Annotated in this window: 26 protein-coding genes; 12 read left to right on the forward strand and 14 right to left on the reverse strand. The window is 70.7% G+C overall.

All coding sequences use genetic code 11. The features are described 5' to 3' along the window. Positions 1-334: 334 nt before the first annotated feature. A complete protein-coding gene (locus A4R43_RS44180) occupies positions 335-481 on the reverse strand; it encodes a hypothetical protein (RefSeq protein ID WP_236808269.1) in 147 nt (48 codons plus the stop codon). Between the two features lies 1 nt (position 482). Here A4R43_RS44180 and A4R43_RS44185 point away from each other — a divergent pair, with 1 nt between their 5' ends. From A4R43_RS44185 to A4R43_RS25550, 3 genes are all read left to right on the forward strand, one after another. Further along, entirely contained in the window at positions 483-758 is a 276-nt protein-coding gene (locus A4R43_RS44185) for a hypothetical protein (RefSeq protein ID WP_236808270.1), read from the forward strand. Between the two features lie 81 nt (positions 759-839). Then, complete coding sequence (locus A4R43_RS25545; protein WP_236808272.1) at positions 840-1,742, forward strand: zinc-binding dehydrogenase; 903 nt, start codon at positions 840-842, stop codon at positions 1,740-1,742. Positions 1,743-1,757: 15 nt separating this feature from the next. Continuing rightward, entirely contained in the window at positions 1,758-2,681 is a 924-nt protein-coding gene (locus A4R43_RS25550) for an NADP-dependent oxidoreductase (RefSeq protein ID WP_113694625.1), read from the forward strand. On the opposite strand, the gene A4R43_RS25555 is transcribed toward A4R43_RS25550, so the two are convergent. Next, positions 2,678-3,103 carry a YciI family protein gene (locus A4R43_RS25555; protein ID WP_113694626.1) on the reverse strand — a complete coding sequence of 142 codons (426 nt, stop codon included), beginning with the start codon at positions 3,101-3,103 and terminating at the stop codon, positions 2,678-2,680. The genes A4R43_RS25550 and A4R43_RS25555 overlap by 4 nt on opposite strands. Before the next feature lie 128 nt (positions 3,104-3,231). On the opposite strand from A4R43_RS25555, the gene A4R43_RS25560 reads away from it, so the two are divergent. Beyond that, positions 3,232-4,116: an alpha/beta fold hydrolase gene (locus A4R43_RS25560; protein ID WP_113694627.1), complete on the forward strand. Its 885-nt coding sequence runs from the start codon at positions 3,232-3,234 to the stop codon at positions 4,114-4,116. Between the two features lie 684 nt (positions 4,117-4,800). Continuing rightward, positions 4,801-6,258 carry an NF041680 family putative transposase gene (locus A4R43_RS25565; RefSeq protein ID WP_236809205.1) on the forward strand — a complete coding sequence of 486 codons (1,458 nt, stop codon included), beginning with the start codon at positions 4,801-4,803 and terminating at the stop codon, positions 6,256-6,258. A gap of 17 nt (positions 6,259-6,275) precedes the next feature. On the opposite strand, the gene A4R43_RS25570 is transcribed toward A4R43_RS25565, so the two are convergent. From A4R43_RS25570 to A4R43_RS25585, 4 genes are all read right to left on the reverse strand, one after another. Beyond that, positions 6,276-6,554, reverse strand: a complete 279-nt coding sequence (locus tag A4R43_RS25570) for an HPr family phosphocarrier protein (RefSeq protein WP_113694628.1) — start codon at positions 6,552-6,554, stop codon at positions 6,276-6,278. Between the two features lie 112 nt (positions 6,555-6,666). Next, positions 6,667-7,380: a VOC family protein gene (locus A4R43_RS25575; RefSeq protein ID WP_113694629.1), complete on the reverse strand. Its 714-nt coding sequence runs from the start codon at positions 7,378-7,380 to the stop codon at positions 6,667-6,669. A 77-nt stretch (positions 7,381-7,457) separates the two neighbouring features. After that, positions 7,458-8,363 (reverse strand): GlxA family transcriptional regulator, encoded by a 906-nt coding sequence (locus tag A4R43_RS25580; protein WP_113694630.1) that lies wholly within the window; start codon positions 8,361-8,363, stop codon positions 7,458-7,460. Continuing rightward, entirely contained in the window at positions 8,360-8,956 is a 597-nt protein-coding gene (locus A4R43_RS25585; protein WP_205215081.1) for a cysteine hydrolase family protein, read from the reverse strand. Before A4R43_RS25585 ends, A4R43_RS25580 begins: the two co-directional genes overlap by 4 nt. 113 nt (positions 8,957-9,069) lie before the next feature. Here A4R43_RS25585 and A4R43_RS25590 point away from each other — a divergent pair, with 113 nt between their 5' ends. Continuing rightward, positions 9,070-9,627, forward strand: coding sequence for a TetR/AcrR family transcriptional regulator (locus A4R43_RS25590; RefSeq protein ID WP_113694631.1), 558 nt, complete (start codon positions 9,070-9,072; stop codon positions 9,625-9,627). Continuing rightward, positions 9,627-10,166, forward strand: a complete 540-nt coding sequence (locus A4R43_RS25595) for a DUF4865 family protein (protein ID WP_113694632.1) — start codon at positions 9,627-9,629, stop codon at positions 10,164-10,166. The genes A4R43_RS25590 and A4R43_RS25595 overlap by 1 nt, the downstream gene beginning before the upstream one ends. On the opposite strand, the gene A4R43_RS25600 is transcribed toward A4R43_RS25595, so the two are convergent. Both A4R43_RS25600 and A4R43_RS25605 read right to left on the reverse strand, forming a co-directional pair. Next, positions 10,131-11,108: an ABC transporter substrate-binding protein gene (locus tag A4R43_RS25600; RefSeq protein WP_113694633.1), complete on the reverse strand. Its 978-nt coding sequence runs from the start codon at positions 11,106-11,108 to the stop codon at positions 10,131-10,133. The two genes, A4R43_RS25595 and A4R43_RS25600, sit on opposite strands and share 36 nt — an antisense overlap. Before the next feature lie 43 nt (positions 11,109-11,151). Next, positions 11,152-12,489: an aminotransferase-like domain-containing protein gene (locus tag A4R43_RS25605; RefSeq protein ID WP_113694634.1), complete on the reverse strand. Its 1,338-nt coding sequence runs from the start codon at positions 12,487-12,489 to the stop codon at positions 11,152-11,154. 101 nt (positions 12,490-12,590) lie between these two features. Between A4R43_RS25605 and A4R43_RS25610 the strand changes: the two genes are divergently transcribed. Further along, positions 12,591-13,421, forward strand: a complete 831-nt coding sequence (locus A4R43_RS25610) for an alpha/beta fold hydrolase (RefSeq protein ID WP_113694635.1) — start codon at positions 12,591-12,593, stop codon at positions 13,419-13,421. Next, on the forward strand, positions 13,418-14,179 hold the full coding sequence (locus A4R43_RS25615; RefSeq protein WP_113694636.1) for an SDR family oxidoreductase: 762 nt from the start codon (positions 13,418-13,420) through the stop codon (positions 14,177-14,179). The genes A4R43_RS25610 and A4R43_RS25615 overlap by 4 nt, the downstream gene beginning before the upstream one ends. A gap of 224 nt (positions 14,180-14,403) precedes the next feature. Here the strand turns inward: A4R43_RS25615 and A4R43_RS25620 are convergent, their stop codons facing one another. The 3 genes from A4R43_RS25620 to A4R43_RS25630 all read right to left on the reverse strand — a co-directional run bounded on the left by A4R43_RS25620 (position 14,404) and on the right by A4R43_RS25630 (position 17,582). Next, positions 14,404-15,594 (reverse strand): DDE-type integrase/transposase/recombinase, encoded by a 1,191-nt coding sequence (locus tag A4R43_RS25620; protein ID WP_113691471.1) that lies wholly within the window; start codon positions 15,592-15,594, stop codon positions 14,404-14,406. Positions 15,595-15,778: 184 nt separating this feature from the next. After that, positions 15,779-16,513 (reverse strand): DUF2786 domain-containing protein, encoded by a 735-nt coding sequence (locus tag A4R43_RS25625; protein WP_113694637.1) that lies wholly within the window; start codon positions 16,511-16,513, stop codon positions 15,779-15,781. Between the two features lie 61 nt (positions 16,514-16,574). Then, positions 16,575-17,582, reverse strand: a complete 1,008-nt coding sequence (locus A4R43_RS25630; RefSeq protein WP_113694638.1) for a Gfo/Idh/MocA family protein — start codon at positions 17,580-17,582, stop codon at positions 16,575-16,577. A gap of 22 nt (positions 17,583-17,604) precedes the next feature. Here A4R43_RS25630 and A4R43_RS25635 point away from each other — a divergent pair, with 22 nt between their 5' ends. Further along, on the forward strand, positions 17,605-18,270 hold the full coding sequence (locus A4R43_RS25635) for a response regulator transcription factor (protein ID WP_113694639.1): 666 nt from the start codon (positions 17,605-17,607) through the stop codon (positions 18,268-18,270). Further along, on the forward strand, positions 18,267-19,235 hold the full coding sequence (locus A4R43_RS25640; protein ID WP_113694640.1) for a sensor histidine kinase: 969 nt from the start codon (positions 18,267-18,269) through the stop codon (positions 19,233-19,235). The genes A4R43_RS25635 and A4R43_RS25640 overlap by 4 nt, the downstream gene beginning before the upstream one ends. Here A4R43_RS25640 and A4R43_RS25645 read toward each other — a convergent pair. Both A4R43_RS25645 and A4R43_RS25650 read right to left on the reverse strand, forming a co-directional pair. Continuing rightward, positions 19,210-21,258: an MMPL family transporter gene (locus A4R43_RS25645; protein ID WP_205215082.1), complete on the reverse strand. Its 2,049-nt coding sequence runs from the start codon at positions 21,256-21,258 to the stop codon at positions 19,210-19,212. The two genes, A4R43_RS25640 and A4R43_RS25645, sit on opposite strands and share 26 nt — an antisense overlap. A 70-nt stretch (positions 21,259-21,328) precedes the next feature. Continuing rightward, positions 21,329-22,537: an MFS transporter gene (locus A4R43_RS25650; protein ID WP_113694641.1), complete on the reverse strand. Its 1,209-nt coding sequence runs from the start codon at positions 22,535-22,537 to the stop codon at positions 21,329-21,331. A gap of 83 nt (positions 22,538-22,620) precedes the next feature. On the opposite strand from A4R43_RS25650, the gene A4R43_RS43430 reads away from it, so the two are divergent. Beyond that, complete coding sequence (locus tag A4R43_RS43430) at positions 22,621-23,124, forward strand: CGNR zinc finger domain-containing protein (protein ID WP_113694642.1); 504 nt, start codon at positions 22,621-22,623, stop codon at positions 23,122-23,124. A gap of 18 nt (positions 23,125-23,142) precedes the next feature. Here A4R43_RS43430 and A4R43_RS25660 read toward each other — a convergent pair whose 3' ends face one another. Continuing rightward, positions 23,143-24,183: a zinc-dependent alcohol dehydrogenase family protein gene (locus A4R43_RS25660; protein WP_113694643.1), complete on the reverse strand. Its 1,041-nt coding sequence runs from the start codon at positions 24,181-24,183 to the stop codon at positions 23,143-23,145. Between the last annotated feature and the right edge of the window lie 63 nt (positions 24,184-24,246).

Below are 24,246 nucleotides of genomic sequence, written 5' to 3' on the forward strand. Positions count from 1 at the left end.
ACCAGGGCTCACCACACCTATCCGCAACGCGGCTTCACCAACCATCCCTCGCCTCTCAGCGTCTAACGGCGAACCGACCGCATCAAGGCGGGAAAGCGTGCCTTGACACGGCCAGCTCCCCGCTAGGGACAGCAGGGACGAGGGAAACGGAGCAGCACAGGGACCACCCGTACCCAACTCCACCACGCGCCTTGCCCCGAGCCCGCCAGGCCGTCGCCAGGCCGTCACAGGGCAAGACCGTCCCGGACACAACCGGACCCAACGAGCAAAAACCAGCAGCTCAGAGGGGGTGCGCGTAGCAACGTTCCCAGGTCGCTCCGGCCGGGCAGTGGTTCTACGACAACCACTTCGCCTTCAACCAGCTGCACAGCCAGCAGCCCCAGACGCTGGCCTTCGCGCTCGCGGACTCGCCGGTCGGCCTGCTCGCCTGGAACGCGCAGCTGTTCAGCGAAACCCTGGACCCGGCGTTCGTCGTCGGCAACGTGGCCATCCACTGGCTGACCGGCACCTCCGGCTCGGCGATCCGGTTCTACTACGAGGACGCGCACGCCGGCGAGCAGCCGGCCGAGCCGACCACGACACCGGTCGGGCTGGCCATGTTCGCCGGGGACTTCCAGTCGATCCGCCGGTTCGCCGAGCGCGACCACCAGCGGATCACCAGCTGGAACTCCTACGACACCGGCGGCCACTACGCCGCGCACGAGGCACCCGAGGTGCTCGCCGCGGACATCCGGCAGTTCTACGCCACGATCGGTTGACCTCCAGCTAACTGGAGGTTGAAGGCTGGAGCCGTGACAACGATGAGAGCGGTTCGGGTCAGTGGGTTCGGGGGACCCGAAATGCTTCGAGTGGAGGAGGTCCCGGCCCCGGTTGCGGGGCCGGGACAGGTGGTGGTCGGCGTTGCCGTCGCGGACACCCTGTTCCTCGAGACCCAGCTGCGCAGCGGCTGGGGTACCGAGTACTTCGGCCTGACCCCGCCCTACGTGCCGGGGACCGGGGTGGCCGGGCGCGTGCTGTCGACCGGCGAAGGCGTCGATTCGGGCTGGGCGGGTAAGGAAGTGGTCGCCGGGATCGACGGCGGCGGATACGCGGAACAGGCCGTCGCCCCGGCCGAAGCCCTGGTCGAGATCCCCGCCGGGCTCGACGTGCAGACAGCCGCGGGCCTGCTCCAGACCGGCCCGGCCGCGCTGAGCCTGCTCGACGCGGCGAAGCTCCAGCCCAGCGACCGGGTGCTGGTCACCGCGGCGGCCGGTGGGCTCGGCTCCCTGCTGGTGCAGTTGGCGAAGGCAGTCGGTGCGCACGTGACCGCCGCCGCCAGGGGAACCGAAAAGCTGAAGCTGGCCGCGGAACTCGGCTCGGACACCGTGGTCGACTACAGCACCGAGAACTGGGCGGACGGCATCGAAACCGACGTGGTCTTCGACGGTGTCGGCGGTGAAATCGGGCAGGCCGCCTTCGGCACGGTCACCCGCCGGTTCTTCGGTTACGGCGTGCCGAGCGGGGGCTTCACCGAGGTCGATCCCGCCGAAGCCGAGCGCCGCGGGATCGAGGTCACCGGAATCGAGCAGGTCCAGTTCAACCGCGAGGAAATGCGCGCACTGGTCGAGCGGACACTGGCCGAAGCCGCGGCGGGCCGGGTGAAACCCGTTATCGGGCGGACCTTTCCGCTCGCGCGCGCGGCCGAAGCACACGCCACAATGGAGAACCGAACGGTGCTCGGCAAAACCCTACTGCTCGTCTGAACGGGAAAAGGACAAATGGCACAGGCAATCCGGTACGCCGAATACGGCGGGCCCGAAGTACTCGAGCTCGAAGAAATCGCGCTGCCCGAACCCGGGCCCGGCCAGGTCCGGATCGCGGTCCGCGCCGCCGGGATGAACCCGATCGACTGGAAGATCCGCAGCGGCGCGTTCACCCCCGGCCAGCAGCTGGCGAAGCCGCGGGGCACCGGTGTCGAGGCGGCCGGGGTGGTCGAAGCGGTGGGACCGGACGTGGACACGGTCGCGCCCGGCGACGAGGTGTTCGGCAACGTCGGCTCCGGCGCGGTCGCCACGCACGTGCTCGCCGAGGCCACCGCGCTGGTGCACAAGCCGGACTGGCTGAGTTTCGAAGAGGCCGCCGCACTGCCGGTGGCCGCCGAGACCAGCGTGCGCGCGCTGCGGTACCTGGATGTCCAATCAGGACAGACGTTGCTGGTGCACGCGGCGGCGGGCGCGGTCGGCCTGGTCGCGAGCCAGCTGGCGATCGCGCGCGGGCTGACCGTGGTCGGCACGGCCAGCCAGGCGCGGCACGAGTTCCTGCGTGAGCTGGGCGTGCGCCCGGTGACCTACGGCGAGGGATGGGCGGACCGCGTGCGCGAGGCCGCGCCGGACGGCGTCGACGTGGTACTCGACGCCTCCGGCCGCGGGGTGCTGGCGGAGTCGGTCAAGCTGACCGGCGACCCGGCGAAGGTGGTGACCATCGCCGACGGCGGCGCCGCCGAGCACGGGGTCCACTTCACCGGCGGCGGCCAGGACACCGTGCCCGCGGCGGAGGTGTTCACCGAGGTGCTGCCGCTGCTGCGGGCCGGGCGGCTGCGCCTGCCGATCGCGAAGACCTTCCCGCTGGCACAGGCCGCCGACGCGCACCGCCTCAGCGAAGACGGCCATGTGCTCGGAAAGATCGTCTTCCGCGTGGCCTAGTCGCCGCGTTGTTCGGCGACCGCCGCGCGCATCTTGGCTTCCTTCTCCTGCAGTTCCGGGGTGAAGGCCTCGCCGAAGTCCTCGGCCTCGAGCACCCGCCGGATCTCGACCTCCTGCTCGGGGCCGGGGATGCGCTTGACCCAGCTGATCGCGTCTTCGAGCGACGGCACGTCGAGGATCCAGAAGCCCGCGATCAGCTCCTTGGCCTCGGTGAACGGCCCGTCGGTGACGGTGGCGCCGTCCTTGCTGAGCTTGACCTTGGCCCCCTCACGGCTGGGCGCGAGCCCCTCGCCGCTGAGCAGCACGCCGGCGCCGACGAGTTCCTCGTTGAACTTCGCCATCTCGGTCATCTCGGCTTCGGTGGGCGCGCGGCCGGTCTCCACCTCGTTCTCGTCGGACTTGAGCAGGACCATGAATCTCATGTTTCTCTCCCTCGAGGTTGACGGCTCCCAGCCTTCCCTGTGGCCAACGGAACACAACCCCCGGCACGCGTTCGCTTGCGCAAATTTCTATGTGCGCATGAGGTTTCCGCCTGCGTAGCTTCGGCCGCATGCGCGAAAGACTCACCCGATCCGGCGACGTCGAACTGTGGACCCAGGCGATCGGCGACGCGGGGTCACCGGCCCTGCTACTGAACGCCGGCGACTGCCAATCCTCGATGGACTGGCCGGAACCGCTGGTGCACCGCCTCGCCGAGGCCGGGCACCTGGTCATCCGCTACGACTACCGCGACACCGGGCGGTCCACCCACCGCGACTTCGCGGCCGCCCCCTACAACTTCGACGACCTGGCACGCGACGCGGTCGCCGTGCTCGACGGCTGGGAGGTCGATCGCGCGCACGCGCTCGGCTTCGGCATGGGCTCGGCGGTCACCCAGCTGCTGGCTCTCGACCACCGCGACCGGCTGACCGCGATGACCCTGCTCGGCAGCTGCGCGATGGACGTGGACTTCTTCGGCAACTGGGAGCGGGCGCTCACCGGCGAACCCACGCTCGACGGCCTGCCGACGCCGAAGCGATGGTTCATCGAACTGGCCTTCAACCCCAGCGATATTTCGGAGATCGACTTCTACCGGCGGCTTTCCGGCGACGAGCTGCCGTTCGACGAAACCGAGCTGCGGCAGCGGCTCGCCCGCGCGCGGGCACACGCGGTGGCCGAGGAACCCGTCGAGGAGCACCCGCACGGCTCGATCCGGCAGGACTGGACCACGCGGGCGGGCGATCTGGCGGGCATCACCACGCCCGCGCTGGTCATCGAGGCCCCGCTCGACCCGATCCACCCGCCGCCGCACGCCCGTCACCTCGCCGAGGTGCTGCCGGACGCGCGGCTGGTCACGATCCCGGGCATGGGCCACTACCTGGGCACGGCCATCCACCAGCCACTGACCGACGCGGTCACCGCCCACACGCTGGCCAACCAGGAGGCGCGACGGTGACCGCTACCGGCGTGGGCCGTGGAGTGCAACGGTGGCGATTGACCGGTCACCGAAGATGATCGAGGCGGCGGAACCCGTCGGCGGCCTTCGAGACCGTTTCCTTGCCCGAGGCCGATTTCGGTGTCCGCCGGTTCGACCTGATCTTCGGCATCCACATCGGGTGTTCGCCCGCGGGAACCCGGCGGCGATAACGCGGGACGCGCCGGGCGCTGGGGGTCACCCGGCGCATCCCGCCGCTCGTGGTGGTTCTTCGGACCGGACGAATTCGACCTCACCGGCCGAGTCCAGATCATCGACTTCGAGCGGGCAACCGTCCTCAGTGAACAGTTCCGAACCTGCCAATACCACCCTCAGTGCCGTCACCCGGTCCACGATGCCCGAGCACGACTAGTGCTTCGGCTAGGGCGCGTTTCACCAGTCTTGTTCGCGCTCTTCGCGCCCAGGTGGTTCCTGGCGGCACCGGGCCTTCGGCCGAGTACGCCCAGTACGAGGCCGAACGCCCGGCACCGCCAGGAACCACCTGGATCACGAAGCCCATCGAACAGACTGGTGAAACACGCCCTAGCTTGAGTTTTAACGCCTGAGTGGTCGGCGGTGACCCCTGTTGATCATGAGTGAAGCCCTTGGGTGATCCTTCTTCTTGCGACAGAGGAAGATCGAGACCAAGGGCTTCAGTTGATCAGTGTGCATCACGCCCGTGACGCCGGTGCGTCCGGGGAGCTGTCGGTGTTCCGGCAGGAGTTCTACCGGTGCCTGACCCGGCGGGCGGACGCGTTGTTCGAGTTGGCCGACGCGGTGTTGTGCGCTGACGGGCCGGTGCGGTCGGTCGCGGAGTTATCGCTGGCCGGTGAGCATCGCCGTGGTCATGGCAGTGGCTATGCCGCGCTGGCGCGGGGTCGTGTCGAGGTCAACCGGCTGCGGACCGCGCTGACCAGCGTGTCGCTGCCGCGTGCCGCGGACGGGCGGCTGGTGCTGGCGGTGGATGTGACCTGCTGGCTGCGCCCGGAGGCGCACACGTGTCCGCAGCGGGTCCTGTGTCACACCTACGGCCGCGGCAAGGACCAGCACATGATGGTGCCCGGCTGGCCTTACTCCGTCGTCGTCGCGCTGGAAGCGGGACGGAGTTCGTGGACCGCGCCGCTGGACGCGGTCCGGCTCGCGCCCGGCGACAACGCCGCGAGCGTGACCGCCCGGCAGATCCGGGGCGTGGTGGACCGCTTGACCGCAGCCGGGCACTGGCGGCCGGGAGACCCGCACATCCTGCTGGTCGCCGACGCCGGCTACGACGGTCCCCGCCTGGCCCATGTGCTGGCCGATCTTCCGATCACCGTGCTGGTGCGGATGCGCACCGATCGGGTGCTGCATCGCCCGGTCCCGCCGCAGCCGCCCGGCACGATGGGCAGGCCCCGCCGCCACGGTGACGAGTTCGCTTTCGGCGACCCGAACACCTGGGGCGAGCCTGATGTCGTCACCGACACCACGACCCGGCTCTATGGTCCCGCGCTGATCCGGGCCTGGGATCGGCTGCATCCACGGCTGACCCACCGCATCGCCTGGGCCGGCCACAACGGCGCCCTGCCGATCATCGAGGGCACCGTGATCCGGTTGCAGGTCCAGCGTCTGCCCTCCGGGGCGATCCCGAAACCTGTGTGGCTCTGGCACTCGGGCACCGGCCTGGACCAGGCCGAGGTCGATCTGGCCTGGCAGGCGTTCCTGCGCCGCTTCGACATCGAGCACACCTTCCGCATGCTCAAGCAAACCCTCGGCTGGACCACCCCGAAACTCCGCTCACCCGAGGCCGCCGACCGCTGGACCTGGCTGCTGATCACCGCCTACACCCAACTCCGCCTCACCCGCGACCTCACCGCCGACCTGCGCCGCCCCTGGGAGAAACCCCGACCAGCCCAGCGGCTCACCCCGGCCAGAGTCCGCCGAGGGTTTCGGAACCTGCGCCCACAACTCACCTGTCCCGCCGGTGTCCCGAAACCCTCACGGCCCGGCCCCGGACGCTCCGCCGGAACACCCAATCACCGACCCGCACCACGCCACGACGTCCACACCGTCACCAGCACGAACACCCGAAAACCCAAGCACAGCAAGAACACCAAAACGAGCACACCTCGACCACGACGAACAGGTTAAAACTCAAGCTAGACGGATCAGGCGGGCACCACGGCGTCGAGGTCCTGCGCCAGCAGCTCGGAAAGCTCGCGCAGCGTCTCCTCCGCGCCTTCGCCCTCGACCACCAGCACCACGTCCTCACCACCGCCGACGCCGAGCGACATCACCGCGAGAATGCTGGCGGCGTCGACCAGCGCGTCTTCCGAGCGGCCGATCCGGACGGAGGCGGCCTGCTTGCCGGCGGCTTCGGCGAGCAGGCGAGCCGGGCGGGCGTGCAGGCCGACCGAGGATCCGATGGTGACTCGTGTGCTGAGCACGCTTGCGTCCTTTCGATCAGGAACCAGCTGCCTCCTCAGCGTAACCACACCGATGTGGGTTAGCAAGCGTTTCGCGTTGGTTTGTCTTCGTTGAAGTTGTTTCACATGTGGTTCACTGGGTCGTGAGCTGCAACCGCAGGTCCTCGACGCGCTGCCGCTCGTCGGTCACGTCACCGTCGGCCACCGGCCCGAAACCGTCCACTTCGGACAGCAGACGCCGCGCGTCGTCGTCCGCGCCCAGCCGCACGGCCAGGTCGGCACGCAGCACCAGCGCGCGGAACCGCAGCGCCGCGGGCACTTCCTCGTCGAGCGCCAGCGCGCGGTCGAGCACCCGAACCGCCGCTTCCGGATCGTCGTGCGAATCGGCGAACATGGTCGCGGTCTCCAGCGCCCGGCCCAGCTTCGGCCCGCCGGGCGACCCCTTCGCGAGCCCGTTGGTCTGCTCGGCGAACGGCTGCCCGATGCGCACGTAGTTGCCGGACGGATCGATCACGATGAACTGACGATTGCCCGAACGCAGGTTCTTCAGCGGGTTCACCCGCGGCAGGCCACGCGAAGGCAGCTTCCCCAGCGCCGCCCGCAGCCCGCCGGTGAACCGCTCGTACAGCACGTCCACCCGGTCGGTGAGCACGTAGCAGGTGCTGAAGTTGTCCTGCGGCACCAAGCCTTTCAGCACGTAGAAGTGCAACTCGATCTCGTCGAACGCCACCACCGCGTAGACGTTCGGCGCCTTCTGCCGGTAGGTGATCTCGAAGCCGAGCGAGCAGTAGAAGTCCAGCGTCTCGGTGATCGACACGCAGGGCAGGAGCGGAATGGTCTTCTCCACGGGGGCCGCCTTCCGGAGAGCACTCAAATTTGAGCAGAGCCGCGAGCCTAGCACGCGCGGTACTCAAACTGGAGTGCTCAGGCCCGCGACCGCAGGCGCCGCAGCATGCGGGCGTCCTCGAAGCCGACCGACCTGGCCGCACGCTCCACGGTCATGCCCTGGCCGATCAGGTGTTCCGCGCGCTCGAGGCGCAGGACCTGCTGGTAGCGCAACGGGGTCAGCCCGGTGACCCGGCCGAACAACCGCGTGACCGTTCGCTCGCTGCACCCGGCCGACCGCGCGAGATCGGCGAGCCGCAGCCGCTCGGCGAAGCGCTCGTCGATCAGGTCCTGGATGTGGTGAACGGCGTCGTTCAGGTGGTCGCGATGCCGCAACATCGCGCTGGCCTGCGGTTCCTCACCGTTGCGCCGGGAGTAGACGACCATTTCGCGCGCGATCCGCGCGGCGGCGCCGGGTCCGTGACGCACCGCGATCAGGTGCAGGGAGAGGTCGATGCCGCTGGCGATCCCGGCCGAGGTGACCACCCGGCCGTCGGTCACGTACAGCACGTCGCGGACCACGGTGGCCAGCGGATACCGGCGGGCCAGCTCGTCCTGCAGGCCGTGGTGGGTGGTGCAGCGACGGCCGTCGAGGAGCCCGGCGCGGCCGAGTGCGTCGGCGCCCGCGCACACGCTCGCCACCAGGCCGCCGGACTCGTGGTGGGCGCGGATCCGGGCGAGCGTCGCGTCCGAGATCGGCCCGGTGTGCTTCAACCGCGGTGCGCGCCAGCCAGGGACGAGCAGGATGTCGTCCCGGGTCAGCTCCGGCCAGTCCACCTCCGCGCGCAGCGGAACCCCTTGTGCCGTCGGCACTTCCGGCTGTTCGGCGAGGTAGCGGAGGCGGTAGCCCAGGCCGAGGTCCCCGGCGGTGGAGAACACCTGCGCCGGGCCGGCGAGGTCGAGCAGGTGCAGCTTCGGCACCAGCAGGAAGGCGACGGTGGTCACGATCCGGTCAGCGTACCGGCCACTTCGCCGATGCTCCGGATGGTGGCGAACCGGCCAGCCAGCGCGTACTCGGTCCGCGCGATGATCTCGTCGGTCTGGAGCGTGCGCGGGTCGGCGAGCACCTCGTCCGCGGTGCGGTCGGCGGGCGCCTCCCAGTGCGGCAGCGGCGTGGTCGCGGTCGCCTCGGTGACAAAGGTGACCTGGTAGCCGAGGTCGGAGGCGACGCGTGCGGTGGTCTCGCAGCACTGCTCGGTCCGGATCCCGCTGACCACCACCTCGCGAATGCCGTGCGCGGTCAGCAGTTGCTGGAGATTGGTGGTGGTGAAGGCGTTGTGCGCGGTTTTGTGCACCACCGGCTCACCGGGCGCCGGGTCGAGGCCGTCCATCAGCCGGACGAACCCGCTCGCCGGGTCGAACACCCCGCCCGTGCCCGGCTCGTTGTGCAGCACCCAGACCACCAGGTCACCACCGGCGCGGGCGGCGGCGACCAGCCGGTTCACCCGCTCGACGATGTCCGGGTTCGAGACGTGCCGCCAGTTGTCCCGCTGCCGGAAGGATTCCTGGACGTCGATCACCAGAAGCGCGCTGCTCATGCCGTCCAGCCTGCCTTCGCGCCGTGGTCGGCGACAGGCCCGATCAGGGCGCGATGCGGACCGATCCGGTCACCGGCTTGTGGTCTGTACCTACTGGTATGTACGGTTGGCGCATGGACACGCGCGACAGGTTGATCGAGAGCACGCGCGAACTGCTGTGGGAACGCGGGTACGTCGGCACCAGCCCGAAGGCCATCCAGCAGCACGCGGGCGCCGGGCAGGGCAGCATGTACCACCACTTCGCGGGCAAGCCCGAACTCGCGCTGGCCGCGGTCGAACGCACCGCCGAAGCCCTGCGCACCCAGGCCGACGCCGAACTTTCCGGGCCTGGCAAGGCATCCGAACGCATCGCCGCATACCTGCACCGCGAGCGCGAGATCCTGCGCGGCTGCCAGATCGGCAGGCTCACCCAGGATCCCGAGGTGATGGGCAGCCCCGAACTGCGCCGCCCGGTCGAGGAAACCTTCGACTGGCTGCGGAACCGGCTCGCCGAGGTGATCACCGAAGGGCAGGCGGACGGCGAGTTCACCGGGCTGGACCCCGCCGCCACCGCCGCCACCGTGGTCGCCACGCTGCAGGGCGGTTACGTGCTGGCACGGGCTTCCGGCGCGTCCGAAGGCTTCGAACGCGCCGTCGAAGGCGTGCTGAACTTGCTCGTCAGGAGGCCGTGATGCAGGCAATGCAGTACGAGATCACGCTGCCCGCCGACTACGACATGGGCATCATCCGGCATCGCGTGGCCACCCGCGGCCACGCGCTCGACACCTTCGACGGCCTCGGCTTCAAGGCGTATTGCGTGCGCGAGCGCGAGGTGCACGGGGTCAACCAGTACGCGCCGTTCTACTGGTGGGATTCGGGCGAGTCGATGAACCGGTTCCTGTGGAGCGACGGTTTCCGCGGCCTCTGCGACAGCTTCGGCAGGCCGCCGATCGCGCACTGGCTCGGCGTCGAGGTCCGGCGCGGCCCGGCGCCCACGGCGACGGCCGCCACCAGGACCACCGAGTCCATTATGGACGGCGAGGCCCCGGCGGACGCGGTCGCCCGCGCCCGCGAGGTGGCCGTCGGCGATTCCGTGTACGCCACCGTGCTCGCCGTCGATCTGCGTCGCTGGGAGCTGACGCGGTTCACCCTGCACAACGGCGAATCGGCTGATGAGGGCGTCCGCTACCGCGTGCTACACCTGTCCGATCCGGGTCAGCGCGGGGCGTAGCTGGTCGAGCAGCCACTTCACGCCGGCCACGTTCGGCGCCTGCAACATCTGCGCGGCATCCGAGCTGACGCCCTGGTACCGCCCTTCGGTGATCACCTTGAGCCGCTGCACCAGCGAATTGCCCTCGAAGGTCGTTTTGTCGACCGCGCTCGGATAGGTCATGAACAACGCGTCCGCGCTGTCGAGTTGTTCGGCCTGTTCGTAGGACAGCCCGATGGTGCCGGGCGCGAGATCGGCGCTGGTTGGCACGTTCGCGAAGGCGTCCGGGACCTTGAGCCCGAGCGAGCTCATGAACTTCGTCGACTGGTTGTCCTTGCCGACCACCAGCGGAATCACCTCACCGCGGGCCTGCCCGAACAGGTACGACCTGCCCGCCAGGCCCGGCAGGTCCGCCTTGAGCTCGGCGATCTCCGCGGCGGCCTGGTCGACCAGCCGCCGCGCACCGGCCTCGTCACCGACGGCCCGGCCGATCCGCAGCGCGTCCTCCTGCATCGACCCACCGTACAAAGTGGACTCGAACGGCAGCGTCGGCGCGATCTGGCTGAGCTTTTCGTATCCCGGCGCGTCGAGGGTGACCATCGAAACGGCGAGGATGACGTCCGGCCGGTAGGCGGCGACCTTCTCGAAGCTGATGCCGTTCATGTCCAGCGCCAGCACCTCCGGCCCGTGCTGCTTCGCCAGGTACGGCGCCTGCGGCACGCCGGGGTCGTAACCCTTGACCGCGCCGACGACGTTGAGGCCCATCGCGGTGGCGACGGCGAGGTCGTTGTAACCGAGCGCCACCACGCGCTCCGGCCGCTTGGTGAAGGTCGTCTCGCCGAAGGCGTGTTGCAGCGTCACCGAGAACGCGGCGTTCCCGCCAGCCGCGGGTTCCGGGCCGGACGAGCAACCCGCGAGCGTCAGCACCACCAACGCGACCAGCGCAAACGATCTTTTGAGCACGGGTTAGGGTAACCTTGCCTTACCGAATGAGCAAGGGGCCGGCTCACTCGATCCCGGCCTCCTCCGCGGTCCCGCGGGCCAGCCCGGCGAGCTGCTCGAGCGCCGCCCGCAGGCGGTCCGGCGGCGGACAGCTCAACGCGAGCCGCACCGCGCTCGGTGCGTGCCCGGCGCCGACGGTGAAGGCGGCGGCCGGGCTCACCGCGATCCCCCGGCGCGCGGCCGCGGCGACGAAGGTCTCCGCCCGCCACTGCTCCGGCAACTCCCACCAGCAGTGGTACGACCCGGGATCCGCGCGGACGGTGAACCCCGCCAGGCAGTCGGCCCGCACCTCCTGCCGCGCCCGCGCGTCCCGCCGCTTCGCCGCTTCGATCTCGGCGAGCGTGCCGTCGGCCATGCACCGCGTCGCGACCTCCATCGCGAAGCGCAGCGCGGTCCACCCGCCCGACCGCAACGCGGCGGCCACCCGCTCGGCGAACTGCGGCGGTGGCACCAGGAAACCGAGGCTCATCCCCGGGGCGAGGCGCTTGGACAGGCTGTCCACCAGCATCACGTGGTCCGGCGCGAGCGCGAGCAGCGGCGGCAGGTCGGCGCGGAGGAAGCCGTTGACCCCGTCCTCGATCGCGGGCAGGTCCAACTCGGTCAGCACGTCGGCCAGTTCCTGCCGCCGACCGGCCGGCATGGTCATGCCGAGCGGGTTCTGCACGGCCGTCTGCACGTAGATCGCGCGCAGCGGGGTGGCTCGGTGTGCCGCGCGCACGGCGTCGGGCCGCATGCCGTCCTCGTCCACCTCGATCGGCACGAGCGTGATGCCGAGCCGGGCGGCGATCGCCTTGACCACCGGGTAGGTCAGCGCCTCGACGCCGATGCGCTCGCCGATCCCGGCCAGCGCGCTGAACGCCGCCGAAATAGCCTGCCTTCCGTTGCCCGCCAAGAGAATCCGGCCGGGATCGGGGGTCCAGCCGCCGCGCCGCAGCGCGGTGGCCGCGGCTTCGCGCACCGCCGCGGTGCCCGACGGGGTGGTCGGCTGGAGGCCGGACCCGAGCGCGTCGGCGCGGATCAGGCCGCCCAGGCTCTTCGCCAGCAGCTCCCCCTGCTCGGGCAGCAGCGGGAAGTTCAGCTCGAGATCGATCGGCGCGGCGGCCGGTTCGGCGAGCGCGGGATCGGCGGGCGGCCGGGCGGCGCGGATGAACGTGCCGCGCCCGACCTCGCCGACCGCCAGGCCGCGCCGGACCAGCTCGCCGTAGACGCGGGTCGCGGTCGAGGCGGCGATGCGGTGTTCACGGGCGAACCGGCGCTGCGGCGGCAGGCGGTCGCCGGGGCGCAGCCTGCCCTCGCTGATGTCGGCGGCGAGGCGGTCGGCGATCAGCCGGAAGTCATCCATGCATTGTCCCGAATTGCACCGAGATCATTGTTTTCATTGCCTCCGCAATCTACCGGGGATTAGCCTGCGATTGTCAAGCATTGACGGAGAGAGCAGGGAAAATGGCCAGGATTGATCTCGGTGCAATTTCGGTGGCTTACACCGACGAAGGCACCGGTGCACCCTTGGTGCTGGTGCACGGGCACCCGTTCGACCGGTCCATGTGGCAGCCGCAGGTGGACCGGTTCGCGGGTGCGGACTGGCGGGTGATCGCGCCCGATCTGCGCGGGTACGGCGAGACCACCGTGGTGCCGGGCAAAACGCACCTGGAGACCTTCGCCCGTGACCTCGCCGAACTGCTCGACCGGCTCGAGGTGGGGCGGATCGTGCTCGGCGGGCTGTCCATGGGCGGGCAGATCGTGATGGAGTTCCACCGGCTGTTCCCGGAACGGGTGCGTGCGCTGGTGCTCGCCGACACCTCCCCGGTCGGGGAGACTTCCGCGGGCAAAAGACTGCGCAACGAGACGGCGGACCGGTTGCTGCGCGAGGGGCTCGGCCCGTATGCCGACGAGGTGCTGCCGAAGATGGTCGCGCCGCACAACCTGGACGCGCTGCCCGAGGTCGGCAAGCACGTGCTCGGCATGATGCGCGGCGCGCCGGCGGAAGGCGCGGCCGCCGCGTTGCGCGGCCGGGCGGAACGCCTCGACTACGTGGAATCGCTGGGCTCGGTGGCGGAGCCGACGTTGATCGTGGTCGGCTCCGACGACGAGTTCACGCCGGTCGCGGAGGCCGAGCTGATGCACCGGCGGATCAGCGGATCCCGGCTGGCGGTGATCGAGGGGGCCGCGCACATGCCGAACCTCGAACGGCGGGACGCGTTCGACGGGGAGCTTGAGGCCTTCCTCTCTTCGGTCGCGGACGGCTCGGACGGGGAAGTACGGTTCGGCTCGTGAGTACGCGACAGAAAACCGTCTTCGTCACCGGGGCCAGCGCGGGCTTCGGCGCCGCCATCGCCCGGCGGTTCGCCGCCGAGGGTGACAAGGTGATCGCCACCGCCCGGCGCGCGGACAAGCTGGCCGAACTCGCCGCCGACCTCGGTGACGCGGTGCACCCGCTGGAACTGGACGTGCGTGACCGCGACGCGGTCAACGCGGCCTTCGCCGGGCTGCCCGCCGAGTTCGCCGAGGTCGATGTGCTGGTCAACAACGCGGGGCTGGCCAAGGGGCTCAACCCGGCGCACCAGGCCGACCCGGACGACTGGCAGCAGATGATCGACACGAACTGCGCGGGCCTGGTGCACTGCACGCGGGCCGCGCTGCCCGGCATGGTCGAGCGCGGGCGGGGGCACGTGGTGAACCTGGGTTCGGTCGCGGGCACCTACCCGTACCCGGGCGGCAACGTCTACGGGGCGACGAAGGCTTTTGTGCACCAGTTCACCCTGAACCTGCGCAGCGACCTCCACGGGACGGGCGTGCGGGTCACGTCGGTGGAACCCGGCATGGTCGGGGGGACGGAGTTCTCGGTGGTCCGCTTCGAAGGCGACCAGGACCGGGCGGACCAGGTCTACTCGGGCATGCAGCCGTTGAGCGCCGACGACATCGCCGAGTCGGTGCACTGGGTGACCTCGCAGCCGGCGCACGTGAACGTGAACGTGCTGGAGCTGATGCCGGTGGCGCAGAGCTTCTCGCCGTTCCAGGTCCACCGCGCCTGACTCGGTGGCCAGCCACCCCGGCACTCGATTGTGACGACGGTGACCGGGGCGGGAGGGGGCAGTGTGGGTGGCTCGGGTTGAGCGCCCCGCTCCCGGCTCCCGGCTCCCGGCCGGATGGGGGGCGGCGGCTATCCGTGGACACGAATGTGGCTTTCGGGGCGGATTTCGCCCTGTCGTGTCTCGGGAGATCTGTCGCAGTGTTGTCTCGGTTGTTGTGACACATGTTAGGCGGCGGGGGTGAGGGTGCCTTGCCAGTCTTTGGTGTGGTCGAGGTGGGTGTGGCCGATGGGGTGGCCGTGGCTGGTGTAGGCGGTGATCCGGTCGCCGTCGCGGATGATGGTGATGGTGTTGCCGGTGTGTTCGCGGCCGATGAGTAGGCGTTTTCGGTGTCCGAGATAGATGGTGCCGAGTTTGCTGACGGTGAGCCGGTGGATGGTGGCGTCGGTTTGGACGGGCGGGTGGGTGGGGCCGCCGTGGTGTTCGGCGTGGGTCCAGGCGTGGTGCGGGGTGTGGCGGCCGAGCGCGCTGTGCCCGCGGCGGGTGTTGTAGTAGTCGCGGTAGGTGTCGAGCAGTGTTTGCAGGCTGGTCAGGGTGGTTGGTGGGTGGGGTTGGCGAGCCAGCCATTTTTTGAGGGTTTGATGGTGGCGTTCGACTTTGCCGCAGGTTTGCGGGTGGTAGGGGCTGGAGTGGATCAGGCGGGCGCCGGTGGTGGTGACGGTGCGGGCGAACTGGGTGGGGCCGGCGTGTGGGTGCCGGGGATGGGCGGTGAAGGCGGGGCCGTTGTCGGAGAGCACGATCGCGGGTGGGCCGTGCTCGGTGAACGCGGCACTGATCGCGGTGCAGGCCGCCGCGGCGGTTTCCGACCGGGCTGCCTGGCAGGCCAGCAGCATGCGGGTGCAATCGTCGAGCACATCGAAGACCACGGCCTTGCTGCCGTCGGCGAGCACGATCTCGGTGGCGTCGATCTGGTAGCAGTCCCGGGGCCGGGCATAGCTGAACCGCCGCCAGGACGACCGCGGCCGTTTACGGGGGTTGCTGACCAGCAGGCCTTTCCGGTCCAGGACGCGGTTGATCGTGGCCCGCGACGGCACCGGCCAGCCCTGTCCCGCCCAGTCCCGCTCGGCCGCGAGCACCTCGAGCCGGTCATGGATGAAATCCGCGCCGTTGTCCGGCGCCAGTTCCTGGCGTAACCGCACGATCTGAGCCACCACCGGCTCCGCGGTGGCGTGCGGGACAGTGACCGGACGCCGGGACCGAGGACTCCACTGTCCCTCGGCCCGGGCCCGTTCCCGATGCCGGTAAAACGTGCGCCGGTCAACACCGTTGACCCGGCACCACTCCGACACGTTCCCGACATCAGCCCCCGCAGCCACCACCGCATCCATCAGATGCATCATCGCCCGTTTCCGCGCCATGGCCAGCCACCACAACGCCGTCCAGGCAACAGACCCCGCAGCATCACCCACCCAGGGTGTGTCACTTGCTCAGAGACACAACCTGTGTCACATCAGCTGAGACTGAACAGGGCGGATTTCGCCCCGAAAGCCACATTCGTGTCCAGCGCGTTCGTACGGCCGCCGGGGCACGGGGCCGCCCGGATCACGAGGCTGTGCGTGCGGGTAACGCGGCACCACCGCCCTTCAGGTGGGTGGCGCCCAGGTTGGCGCGTCGGCCGGCGAAGTGGCCGTCGGTGTAGCCGGTGCCCGAGAGTTGCCGGGGGCCGGCTGGGCGCAGGTTGCCGTACTGGGCGTCGTAGGCGGCGTTGACCAGGTTTTTCCGGTCCAGCACCACGAGTTCCGCGGACCGTCCGCCCGGCTCGTGGTGTTCGGCGACCGCGCGGGACTCGGCGGCCTTCAGGCGCAGGCGCACCGCGGACGCGAAACCGGCCAGCCACGTGCGCCGGTACGCCGCGACCGTCTGCCCCTGCCCGGCCCAGCCCGGCCGCACCTTCGCCAGCTGGGTCGTCGCCTGCAGGAGCAGGCTGGTGAACAGCAGCTCCACCCGGTCCAGATCGGACCGGAAGCCGAACACGGTCACCGCCTGCACGGCCTGCCCCCGGCACAGCAGCACCACCCGGCACCGCAGCGGATCGGCCACGCAGGTCAGCAGGTGCGCCTTGTCCTTGCTGTACGGGTTGTGCAGCGGGATCTTGACGCTGGTGATGGTGTCGGTGTGGCGACCGGCCGCGGCCAGCACCGCGCGGTCGATGCCGTAGCGGGCGATCAGCTCGGCCGCCTTGGTGTTGTACGCCTCGGCCTCGGCCTCGGTGACCGCCGGGTCCTCGGCCTTCGCCAGCAGCTTGCGGACCCGCGTGAGCAGTTGTTGATCAGACACGAACGCATGTTCGCATCCGGGCCCGACAAAATCGAGTCCGCGTTTCGCTCAGGTGTGCGGGTCAGGCATTGTCCGCTTCGTAACTTAAGCCGACCGCGGCACGCCAGCGGTCCAGGGTGCGCATGTTCGCCAGGGTGTCCGACCAGCTCATCTCCGGTGCCTGCCTGGCCTCCACGTGCTCTGCCACGTAGTCTGCCTCAGCGGCGAACAAGTGCTGGTCAGCGCGCACTTCGATGGTTCCGCCGGGCGTCAGTTCGATGGTGGAGACGCCGGGGTCTCGCATGCCGTGCGCCCACGGCGGCCGCGTGATCAGCAGGTGCGCTTCCGTGCCGTAAACCCGGACGTAATCCGCGCGCGTAACTCCGGTCGCGCACGAAATTTGCGCCAGAATCCCGCCCGGAAAGCGCAGCGCGGCCACCGCGTTGGTGTCCACGCCCAGCTCCGGGTCGATGGTCGCGAGCCCGGTCACCGCCTCCGGCTCGTCGGAACCGGTGGCCGCCCGCGCGACCAGCCGCGCCATCGAGATGCCGTAACCGCCGATGTCCAGGATCCCGCCGCCACCCAGCGACCAGGTGCCAAGCCGCTCGGGCGCGCTGTCGGGCGCGCGGTAGCCGAAGCTCACGTCGACCGCGCGCACCTCGCCGAGCGCCCCGCTCTCGATCAGCTCCACCAGCCGCCGGGTCTGCGGGTGCGGCCGGTACATGTACGCCTCCATCAGGAAGACGTCGTGCCGCTTCGCCGCCTCGATCACCTCGACGGCCTGCGCGTGGTTGATGGTGAGCGGCTTCTCGCACAGCACGTGCTTCCCCGCCTCGGCCGCGCGGATCGCCCAGTGCGCGTGGGCGGTGTGCGGGGTGGAGATGTAGACGACGTCGACCTCGGGATCGTCGAGCAGCGCCTGGTAGTCGCCGTAGTGGCGCGGTATGTCGAACCGCCGGGCGAACGCGGCGGCGCGCGAAGCGTCCCGTGCCGCGACGGCGGCCAGTTCCCCGTGGCGCGAAAGCCGCACCCCGTCAGCGAATTCGGCGGCGATACGCCCGGCCGCGAGCAGGCCCCAGCGAAGGTTCACCCCACCACCCTAGAGTCGGCGCATGCGGCGCAGAGTGCTGATCGTGGAGGACGAGCGGACGATCGCCGAATCGGTCGCCGCCCGGTTGCGGGCCGAGGGCTTCGCGGTGGACCTGGCGCACGACGGACCGGCCGGGGTCGCCGCCGCCGAAGCGGGCGCTCCCGACCTGGTCGTGCTCGACATCATGCTCCCCGGGTACGACGGCCTGGAGGTCTGCCGCCGCATCCAGGCCCGCCGCCCGGTGCCGGTGCTGATGCTCACCGCGCGGGCCGACGAGAACGACCTGCTGGTCGGGCTGGCCGTCGGCGCCGACGACTACCTGACCAAGCCCTTCTCCATCCGGGAACTCGCCGCGCGCGTGCACGCGCTGCTCCGGCGCGCCGACCGCGCGGCACCGGCCAACCAGGACCGGATCGTCGTCGGTGACCTGGAGATCGACCAGGTCCGCCGCCGCGTCCGCCGCGCGGGCAGCGAACCGCACCTGACCCCGATCGAGTTCGACCTGCTCACCAATCTCGCGCGACGGCCGGACGCGGTGGTCTCCCGGGAGGAGCTGGTGGCCCAGGTCTGGGGCTGGGAAGGTCCACCGAGGACGGTGGACAGCCACGTGAAGGCGTTGCGCCGCAAGCTGGGCGCCGACCTGATCCGGACGGTGCACGGCGTCGGTTACGCACTGGAGGCGCGATGAGCCTGCCCCGCCCGCTGGACCCGGTGCGGTCCATCAAGCTGAAGCTCGGCCTGCTGGTGGTGGGCGCGACCGGCGCCGCGTTGATCTTCTTCCGCTACCAGATCGGCTGGCTGCCGCCGCGGACCGCGATCGCCGCGCTGGTCATCGCGCTGGTCACCACGCAGTTGCTGGCCCACGGCATGACCAAGCCGCTGCGTGAGATGACCGCGGCGGCCCGCGCGATGGCCGGGGGCGACTACTCGCGGCGCGTCCGCGCCACCTCCCGCGACGAGGTGGGTGAGCTGGCCGCCGCGTTCAACCGGATGGCCGCCGATCTCGAAGCCGCCGACCAGCAGCGCCGTGAGCTGATCGCGAACGTCTCACACGAGCTGCGCACCCCGATCACCGCGTTGCGGGCGGTGCTGGAGAACGCGGTCGACGGCGTGACCGGCGAGGACGCGCTGAAAACCGCGCTCGGCCAGACCGAGCGGCTCGGCAGGCTGGTCACCGAGCTGCTCGACCTGTCCAGGATCGACGCCGGGGTCGAGCCGCTGCACCGCGAAACCTTCGAAATCGAGCCGCTGCTGCGCGAAGCCGTCGCGGAAACCCAGGCCGACGTGCGGTTCACCGTGGTGGTCGAGCCACCCGGCGCGCGAGTGCACGCCGACCGGGAACGCCTGCACCAGGTGGTGGCGAACCTGCTGGACAACGCCGTCCGCCACGGACCGGCCGGCGGAGAGGTCCGGGTGCGGGCGACGGCCGTCGGCACCGGCCTCGCCATCGAGGTCGCCGACGACGGGCCGGGCATCGCCCCCGCCGACCGCGAGCGCGTGTTCGAGCGGTTCACCCGCGGTGAGCGCGCCGGGAACGGCGGCACCGGGCTCGGCCTGGCCATCGCGCGCTGGGTCGCCGAACTGCACGGCGGCCGGATCGCCGTGGTCGGCGACACCGGCTGCCGGATCAGGCTCGACCTGCCGGGGTCCTGAGCGGCGGGGCCTGCTCCGGCACCCGGCCCGGCCACCAGGACGCCTTGCCCAGCAACGACAGCGCCGCGGGCAGCAGCAGGATCCGCACCACCACCGCGTCCAGCAGCACCGCCAGCGCCAGGCCCAGGCCGATCTGCTTCATCTCGATCCGGTCGATGAACATGAAGCCGAGGAAAACCGACACCATCACCAGCGCGGCACTGCTCACCACGCGCGCCGAGCCGGTGATGCCGTCCACCACCGCCTCCCTGGTCGGCAGGCCGCGGGCGACCGCCTCGCGGATCCGGCTCACCACGAAGATCTGGTAGTCCATCGACAGTCCGAAAAGGATCGCGAAGAGCATCAGCGGCGTGCGTGAGCCGATGAACCCGGTGGAGGTGAAGCCGAGCAGGTCCTCGGCCCAGTTGCCCTGGAAGACCACCACCAGCGCACCCCAGGCGGCCAGCACGGACAGCAGGTTGAGCACCAGGCCGAGCGCGCCGATCACCACCGACCGGAAGGCCAGCGCCATCATGGCGAAGGTGGCCAGCAGCACGAACCCGACCACCCACGGCAGCCGTTCCGCCTGGTGCGCCGAGTAGTCGACACCTCGCGCGGGCTCACCGGAGACGGCGAGTTCCACCCCCGGCGGCACGGGCTGGGCACGCAGCTGCGCCAGCGAGTCGTCGGCCTCGGGAGTGCCCGCCGAATACGGGATCGGGAGTTCGACACGCTGCGTCCTACCGTCCACAGAGGACACAACGCGCGCGTCGGGCGTGGCCAGGTCCGCGGCCACCTGAGCGGCGTTGTCCCCGCGGACGACCACCATGTGCGAAGCGCCGCGATCCGGGAACGCCGCGACCAGCTCGTCGTACGCGGCGATCTCGGGAACCGACCGCGGAAAGGTGTTGATGCCTTCCACACCCAGCTTCATGTTCAACCCGGGGATCGCCAGCGCGCCGATCAGCAACAGGCCGACCAGCAGCGTCGGCACCGGGTGCTCGACGGCCGGGCGCAGCAGGCGGTTCCACAGCCGCGGCGGCCGCGGCCGGCGCGTGGTTTCCAGGCGCGGGCCCAGTTTCGCCAGCAGCGCGGGCAGCACGGTGACCGCGCTGAGCACGGCGACCGCGACCACGATGATCGTGCCGGTGGCGATGGACGAGAAGATGACGTCGGTGGCGAGGTACAGCCCGGCCAGCGAAACGATCACGGCCAGCCCGGAGACCACGATCGCGCGACCCGAGGTCGCCGCCGCGATTTCGACCGCCGCCGCGTGGCTGAGCTGCCCGCGCGAACGGTCCCGTTCCTCACGAACGCGTTTGAGCGCGAAGAGCGAGTAGTCGACGCCGACGGCCATGCCCATCATCAGCAGGATGCTGGTGACCGCGCCGCCCGCGTCCGGGAAGAACGCCGACGCGAGCGCATAGAGACCGAGTGAGCCGAGGATCGCGGTGAGCGCGAGCAGCAGTGGAATGCCCGCCGCCAGCAGCGAACCGAACACCAGGAACAGGATCAGCAGCGTCACCGGCAGCGTGATGGCCTTGGTGATCAGCACGCCCTGGCCGAGTTGCGCGCCGAGACCGCGTTCCTGCGACGCGTCGCCGGTCTGCACGAGCCGGATTTCCGGGTGCGCGGCGGCCACCGCGCCGGTCTGCTCGATGACCGGCTCGACGTGCTCGCCCGCCTGCTGGTCGTCACCGGCCATGGTGATCACCACGAGCAGGCTGCCGCCGTCCGGCGACCGCACCGGCTCGCCGACGTCCGCCACGCCGGGCAGGTCACGCACGCGGTGCGCCACCTCGGCGGCGGCCGGTTCGGACGCGGGTGTGATGAGCACGTTTTCCACCGGTGGCCGGGAAATCCCGCCCTCGGCGGCCATCTGCTCGGCGCGCCCGGCCTCGCCGATCCAGAAGTCCTCGCCCCGCGCCTGGTTCGTGCCCGTCAGGGTGCCCGCGGCGAAGGCGATCGCGACAAAGGCGAGCCACCCCACGATCGCCTGCCAGGGATGGGTCGCGCTCCAGCGCGCGATACGCCGTACCGTCATGGCCCGAGCATTTCGCGCGAAGTGCCCCGGGGCACTGGAGTGCGCCGGAGGCCGCGCGGTGGGGTCCGCCCTACCGGAGCGCTTCGGCGGTCATCACGCGGAAGAACGGAATGATCGTCAGCGCGCCGAGCGCGGCGAAGAAGCCGAAGGCCACGCCGAATCCGGCCAGTTCGGCGAGCACGCCCGCCAGCGCCGCGGCCACCGGCGCGGCACCCCAGCTGACCAGCCGGTACGCCGCGTTGAACCGGCCGAGCAAGTGGTCGGGCACCAGTTCCTGGCCGAGCAGGCGCGCGTTGACCGTCCACATCGTGCCGCCGACCCCGGCGGCGAACGCGGCCGCGCCGACCGCCCAGCCGGTGTGCCACACCGCGGGCACGGCGACCAGCAGGAAGGACCCGACCAGGTCGGCGAACATGGCCCAGCGACGGCCGATCAGCCGGTTGACCGGGCCGACCACCAGCGCGCCGAGCACCCCGCCCGCGCCGAGGCAGGTGAGCAGCAGGCCGTACCCGCGCGCGTCGAGACCGAGCGGGCCGGGCGCGACGGCGTACAGCGGCAGGATCGCCAGCCAGGCGTGCCACGCTCCCGCCATCACCGCGACGAGCAACGCCATCGTGCGCAGAACCCGGTGCTGCCAAAGGAAGTTGAGGCCGTCGCGGATTTCGAGGTGGACCGATCGGCGTTCGGCGGGTTTCGCGGCGAAGTTCCCGGCGAGCACGAGCAGGAGCAGCGCGCCCGCCGCGTAGACGAGCCCGGTGACGCCGAGCGCCAGCCCGGCCCCGGCGGCGACGAGGAAACCGCCGACGGGTGCGCCGAGAAAACCGTTGCAGAGGTACTCGACCGCGGTGATGCGCGCGGTGGCCTTGTGCCGCCGGATGGGGGCGACGGCCGCCGGGATGATCGACGCGCCCGCGGTCAGCGCGACCACTTCGGCGACGCCCAGCACCCCGGCGACCCCGAAGATCAGCGGAAGGCTGGTCGTGCCGGTCAGGTACGCGGCGAAGGCGACGCCGATCGAGGCGAGGCGCGCGAGTTCGGCGGCGAGCATCAGGCTGCGGCGGTTGAGGCGGTCGACCAGCACGCCGACGTGCAGCGCGGTGAGCAGCCACGGCAGGGAAAGCATGGTGGCGACGCCCGCGACCAGCGTCGGTGAGCGGGTCAGCGAGGCGGCGAGCAGCGGCAGGGCGACCTTGGTGACCGCGTCGGCGAGATTGGTGGTGGCGGTGAAGACCAGCAACGACCACTCGTTGCGGAGGTGCGGCGGCGCCTGGACCGACATGGCTCTCCTAACCTGTTACGGTTCATAACCGGTTATGAGCTTCTATCGGTTAGAGTGGGGTTGTCAAGCAGGAGGTGGTGGCGATGGCTGGCGCACCGCGGGTGTTGCCGGAGTACCTGGCGCCGGTGCTGGAGTTCGTCAACTCGATGGACGTCGAGGAGGGCACGGACCAGCTGACCGACGCCGCCGCGCTGGCTTCGTGGCTGGGCGTGGCTTCGGCTACGGCCGCCGAGTTCCGGCTGGCGCTGGAGCTGCGGACGGCGCTGCGCGCGTTGGCACTGGGGAACCACGCTCCGGCGCCGGAACCGGATGTGCGCTGCTTCGACCGGCTGCCGTTCACCGCGACGACCGGCGCGGAATTCGCGCCGCGAGCCACGGCTCCGGCGACGCGGGCGCTGACGCAGCTGGTGATCGGGTATGCGCGAGCGCAGGCCGCGGGCGAATGGCAACGGCTGCGCATCTGCCCCGGGGACAACTGCTACTGGGCCTTCTGGGACTCGTCACCCCGGGGCGCGCGGCGGTGGTGCAGCATGCGCGTCTGCGGAAACCGGGCGAAGGCGCGAGCCTATGCCGCCCGGCCGCACTAGCTTGAGTTTTGACTCAAGCTAGGTCAGGCGGTCCACCACGGTCACGCCCTGGTGCGCGGCAACGGGTTCGTTCATCGCCATCAGTGCGTCCGGGACCTCGTCGAGGCTGATCCGGCGGCCGATCAGCCGGTCCAGGTCGAGCCCGGCGGCGGCTACCAGCGAAAGCATCGCGGGGTACTCGTGCGCCGGCAGCCCGTGCGTGCCGACGATCCGCAGCTCCCCCGCGATCACCTCGTGCATGGCGATCGGCGGCACCCCCTGCGCCAGCGGCATCAGCCCGACCTGCACGTGGATTCCCCGTTTGCGCAAGGAAGAAATCGACGCCGCGCAGGTCGACGGCAAACCCACGCAGTCCAGCGACAGGTGCGCGCCGCCGCCGGTGATCTCCTTGACCGCCGCGGCCGTGTCACCACCGGAAACCGTCGCTTCGGCACCCAGGGAAGAAGCCAGCGCCAGCGCCGACGGCGACAGATCGACCGCGACCACCCGCGCCCCGGCCGCCACCGCCAGCATCACCGCCGAAATCCCCGCCCCACCGCAGCCGTGCACCGCGACCCACTGCCCGGCCCGGACCTCGCCCTGCCGCAGCACCGCGCGGAACGCCGTGGCGAACCGGCAGCCGAGCGCGGCCGCGGTGACCGGCCCCAGCTCGTCCGGCAACCGCACCAGGTTCACCGCCGCCCGGTCGATCGCGACGAACTCCGCGAACGAGCCCCAGTTTGTGGCACCCGGCTGGAACTGCCGGTCGCAGATCTGCCCGTGCCCGGCCACGCACTGCTCGCACGTCCCGCAGGCGCAGACGAACGGCACGGTCACCCGGTCACCGACCGACCAGCCACGCACCCCGCCCCCCAGCGCGCTGATCCGCCCGGCCAGTTCGTGCCCGGCCACGTGCGGCAGCGTGACGCTGGTGTCGTGCCCCTGGAGCGAGTGCCAGTCGCTGCGGCACACGCCGGTCGCCTCGACGGCGATCACCACACCGTCCTCGGACGGCACCGGATCGGGGACCTCGCGCAGCACCGGCCGCACCCCGTACTCGTCAAAAACCACCGCGCGCATCTCACTCCTCGTTCCGAGTTGACCCGATCCGGTGAAGAGATCAAACTCTGCCCCCATCGTCGC

This window comes from Amycolatopsis albispora, from assembly GCF_003312875.1.
Lineage (GTDB): Bacteria > Actinomycetota > Actinomycetes > Mycobacteriales > Pseudonocardiaceae > Amycolatopsis > Amycolatopsis albispora.

Bases quoted from the DNA above. Each gene is read 5' to 3' on its own strand.
- A4R43_RS25545 (WP_236808272.1), top strand. From the start codon at position 840: ATGCTTCGAGTGGAGGAGGTCCCGGCCCCGGTTGCGGGGCCGGGACAG.
- A4R43_RS25550 (WP_113694625.1), top strand. From the start codon at position 1,758: ATGGCACAGGCAATCCGGTACGCCGAATACGGCGGGCCCGAAGTACTC.
- A4R43_RS25555 (WP_113694626.1), bottom strand. From the start codon at position 3,103: ATGAGATTCATGGTCCTGCTCAAGTCCGACGAGAACGAGGTGGAGACC.
- A4R43_RS25560 (WP_113694627.1), top strand. From the start codon at position 3,232: ATGCGCGAAAGACTCACCCGATCCGGCGACGTCGAACTGTGGACCCAG.
- A4R43_RS25585 (WP_205215081.1), bottom strand. From the start codon at position 8,956: ATGAGCAGCGCGCTTCTGGTGATCGACGTCCAGGAATCCTTCCGGCAG.
- A4R43_RS25590 (WP_113694631.1), top strand. From the start codon at position 9,070: ATGGACACGCGCGACAGGTTGATCGAGAGCACGCGCGAACTGCTGTGG.
- A4R43_RS25595 (WP_113694632.1), top strand. From the start codon at position 9,627: ATGCAGGCAATGCAGTACGAGATCACGCTGCCCGCCGACTACGACATG.
- A4R43_RS25605 (WP_113694634.1), bottom strand. From the start codon at position 12,489: ATGGATGACTTCCGGCTGATCGCCGACCGCCTCGCCGCCGACATCAGC.
- A4R43_RS25610 (WP_113694635.1), top strand. From the start codon at position 12,591: ATGGCCAGGATTGATCTCGGTGCAATTTCGGTGGCTTACACCGACGAA.
- A4R43_RS25620 (WP_113691471.1), bottom strand. From the start codon at position 15,594: ATGGCGCGGAAACGGGCGATGATGCATCTGATGGATGCGGTGGTGGCT.
- A4R43_RS25635 (WP_113694639.1), top strand. From the start codon at position 17,605: ATGCGGCGCAGAGTGCTGATCGTGGAGGACGAGCGGACGATCGCCGAA.
- A4R43_RS25640 (WP_113694640.1), top strand. From the start codon at position 18,267: ATGAGCCTGCCCCGCCCGCTGGACCCGGTGCGGTCCATCAAGCTGAAG.
- A4R43_RS25645 (WP_205215082.1), bottom strand. From the start codon at position 21,258: ATGACGGTACGGCGTATCGCGCGCTGGAGCGCGACCCATCCCTGGCAG.
- A4R43_RS25650 (WP_113694641.1), bottom strand. From the start codon at position 22,537: ATGTCGGTCCAGGCGCCGCCGCACCTCCGCAACGAGTGGTCGTTGCTG.
- A4R43_RS43430 (WP_113694642.1), top strand. From the start codon at position 22,621: ATGGCTGGCGCACCGCGGGTGTTGCCGGAGTACCTGGCGCCGGTGCTG.
- A4R43_RS25660 (WP_113694643.1), bottom strand. From the start codon at position 24,183: ATGCGCGCGGTGGTTTTTGACGAGTACGGGGTGCGGCCGGTGCTGCGC.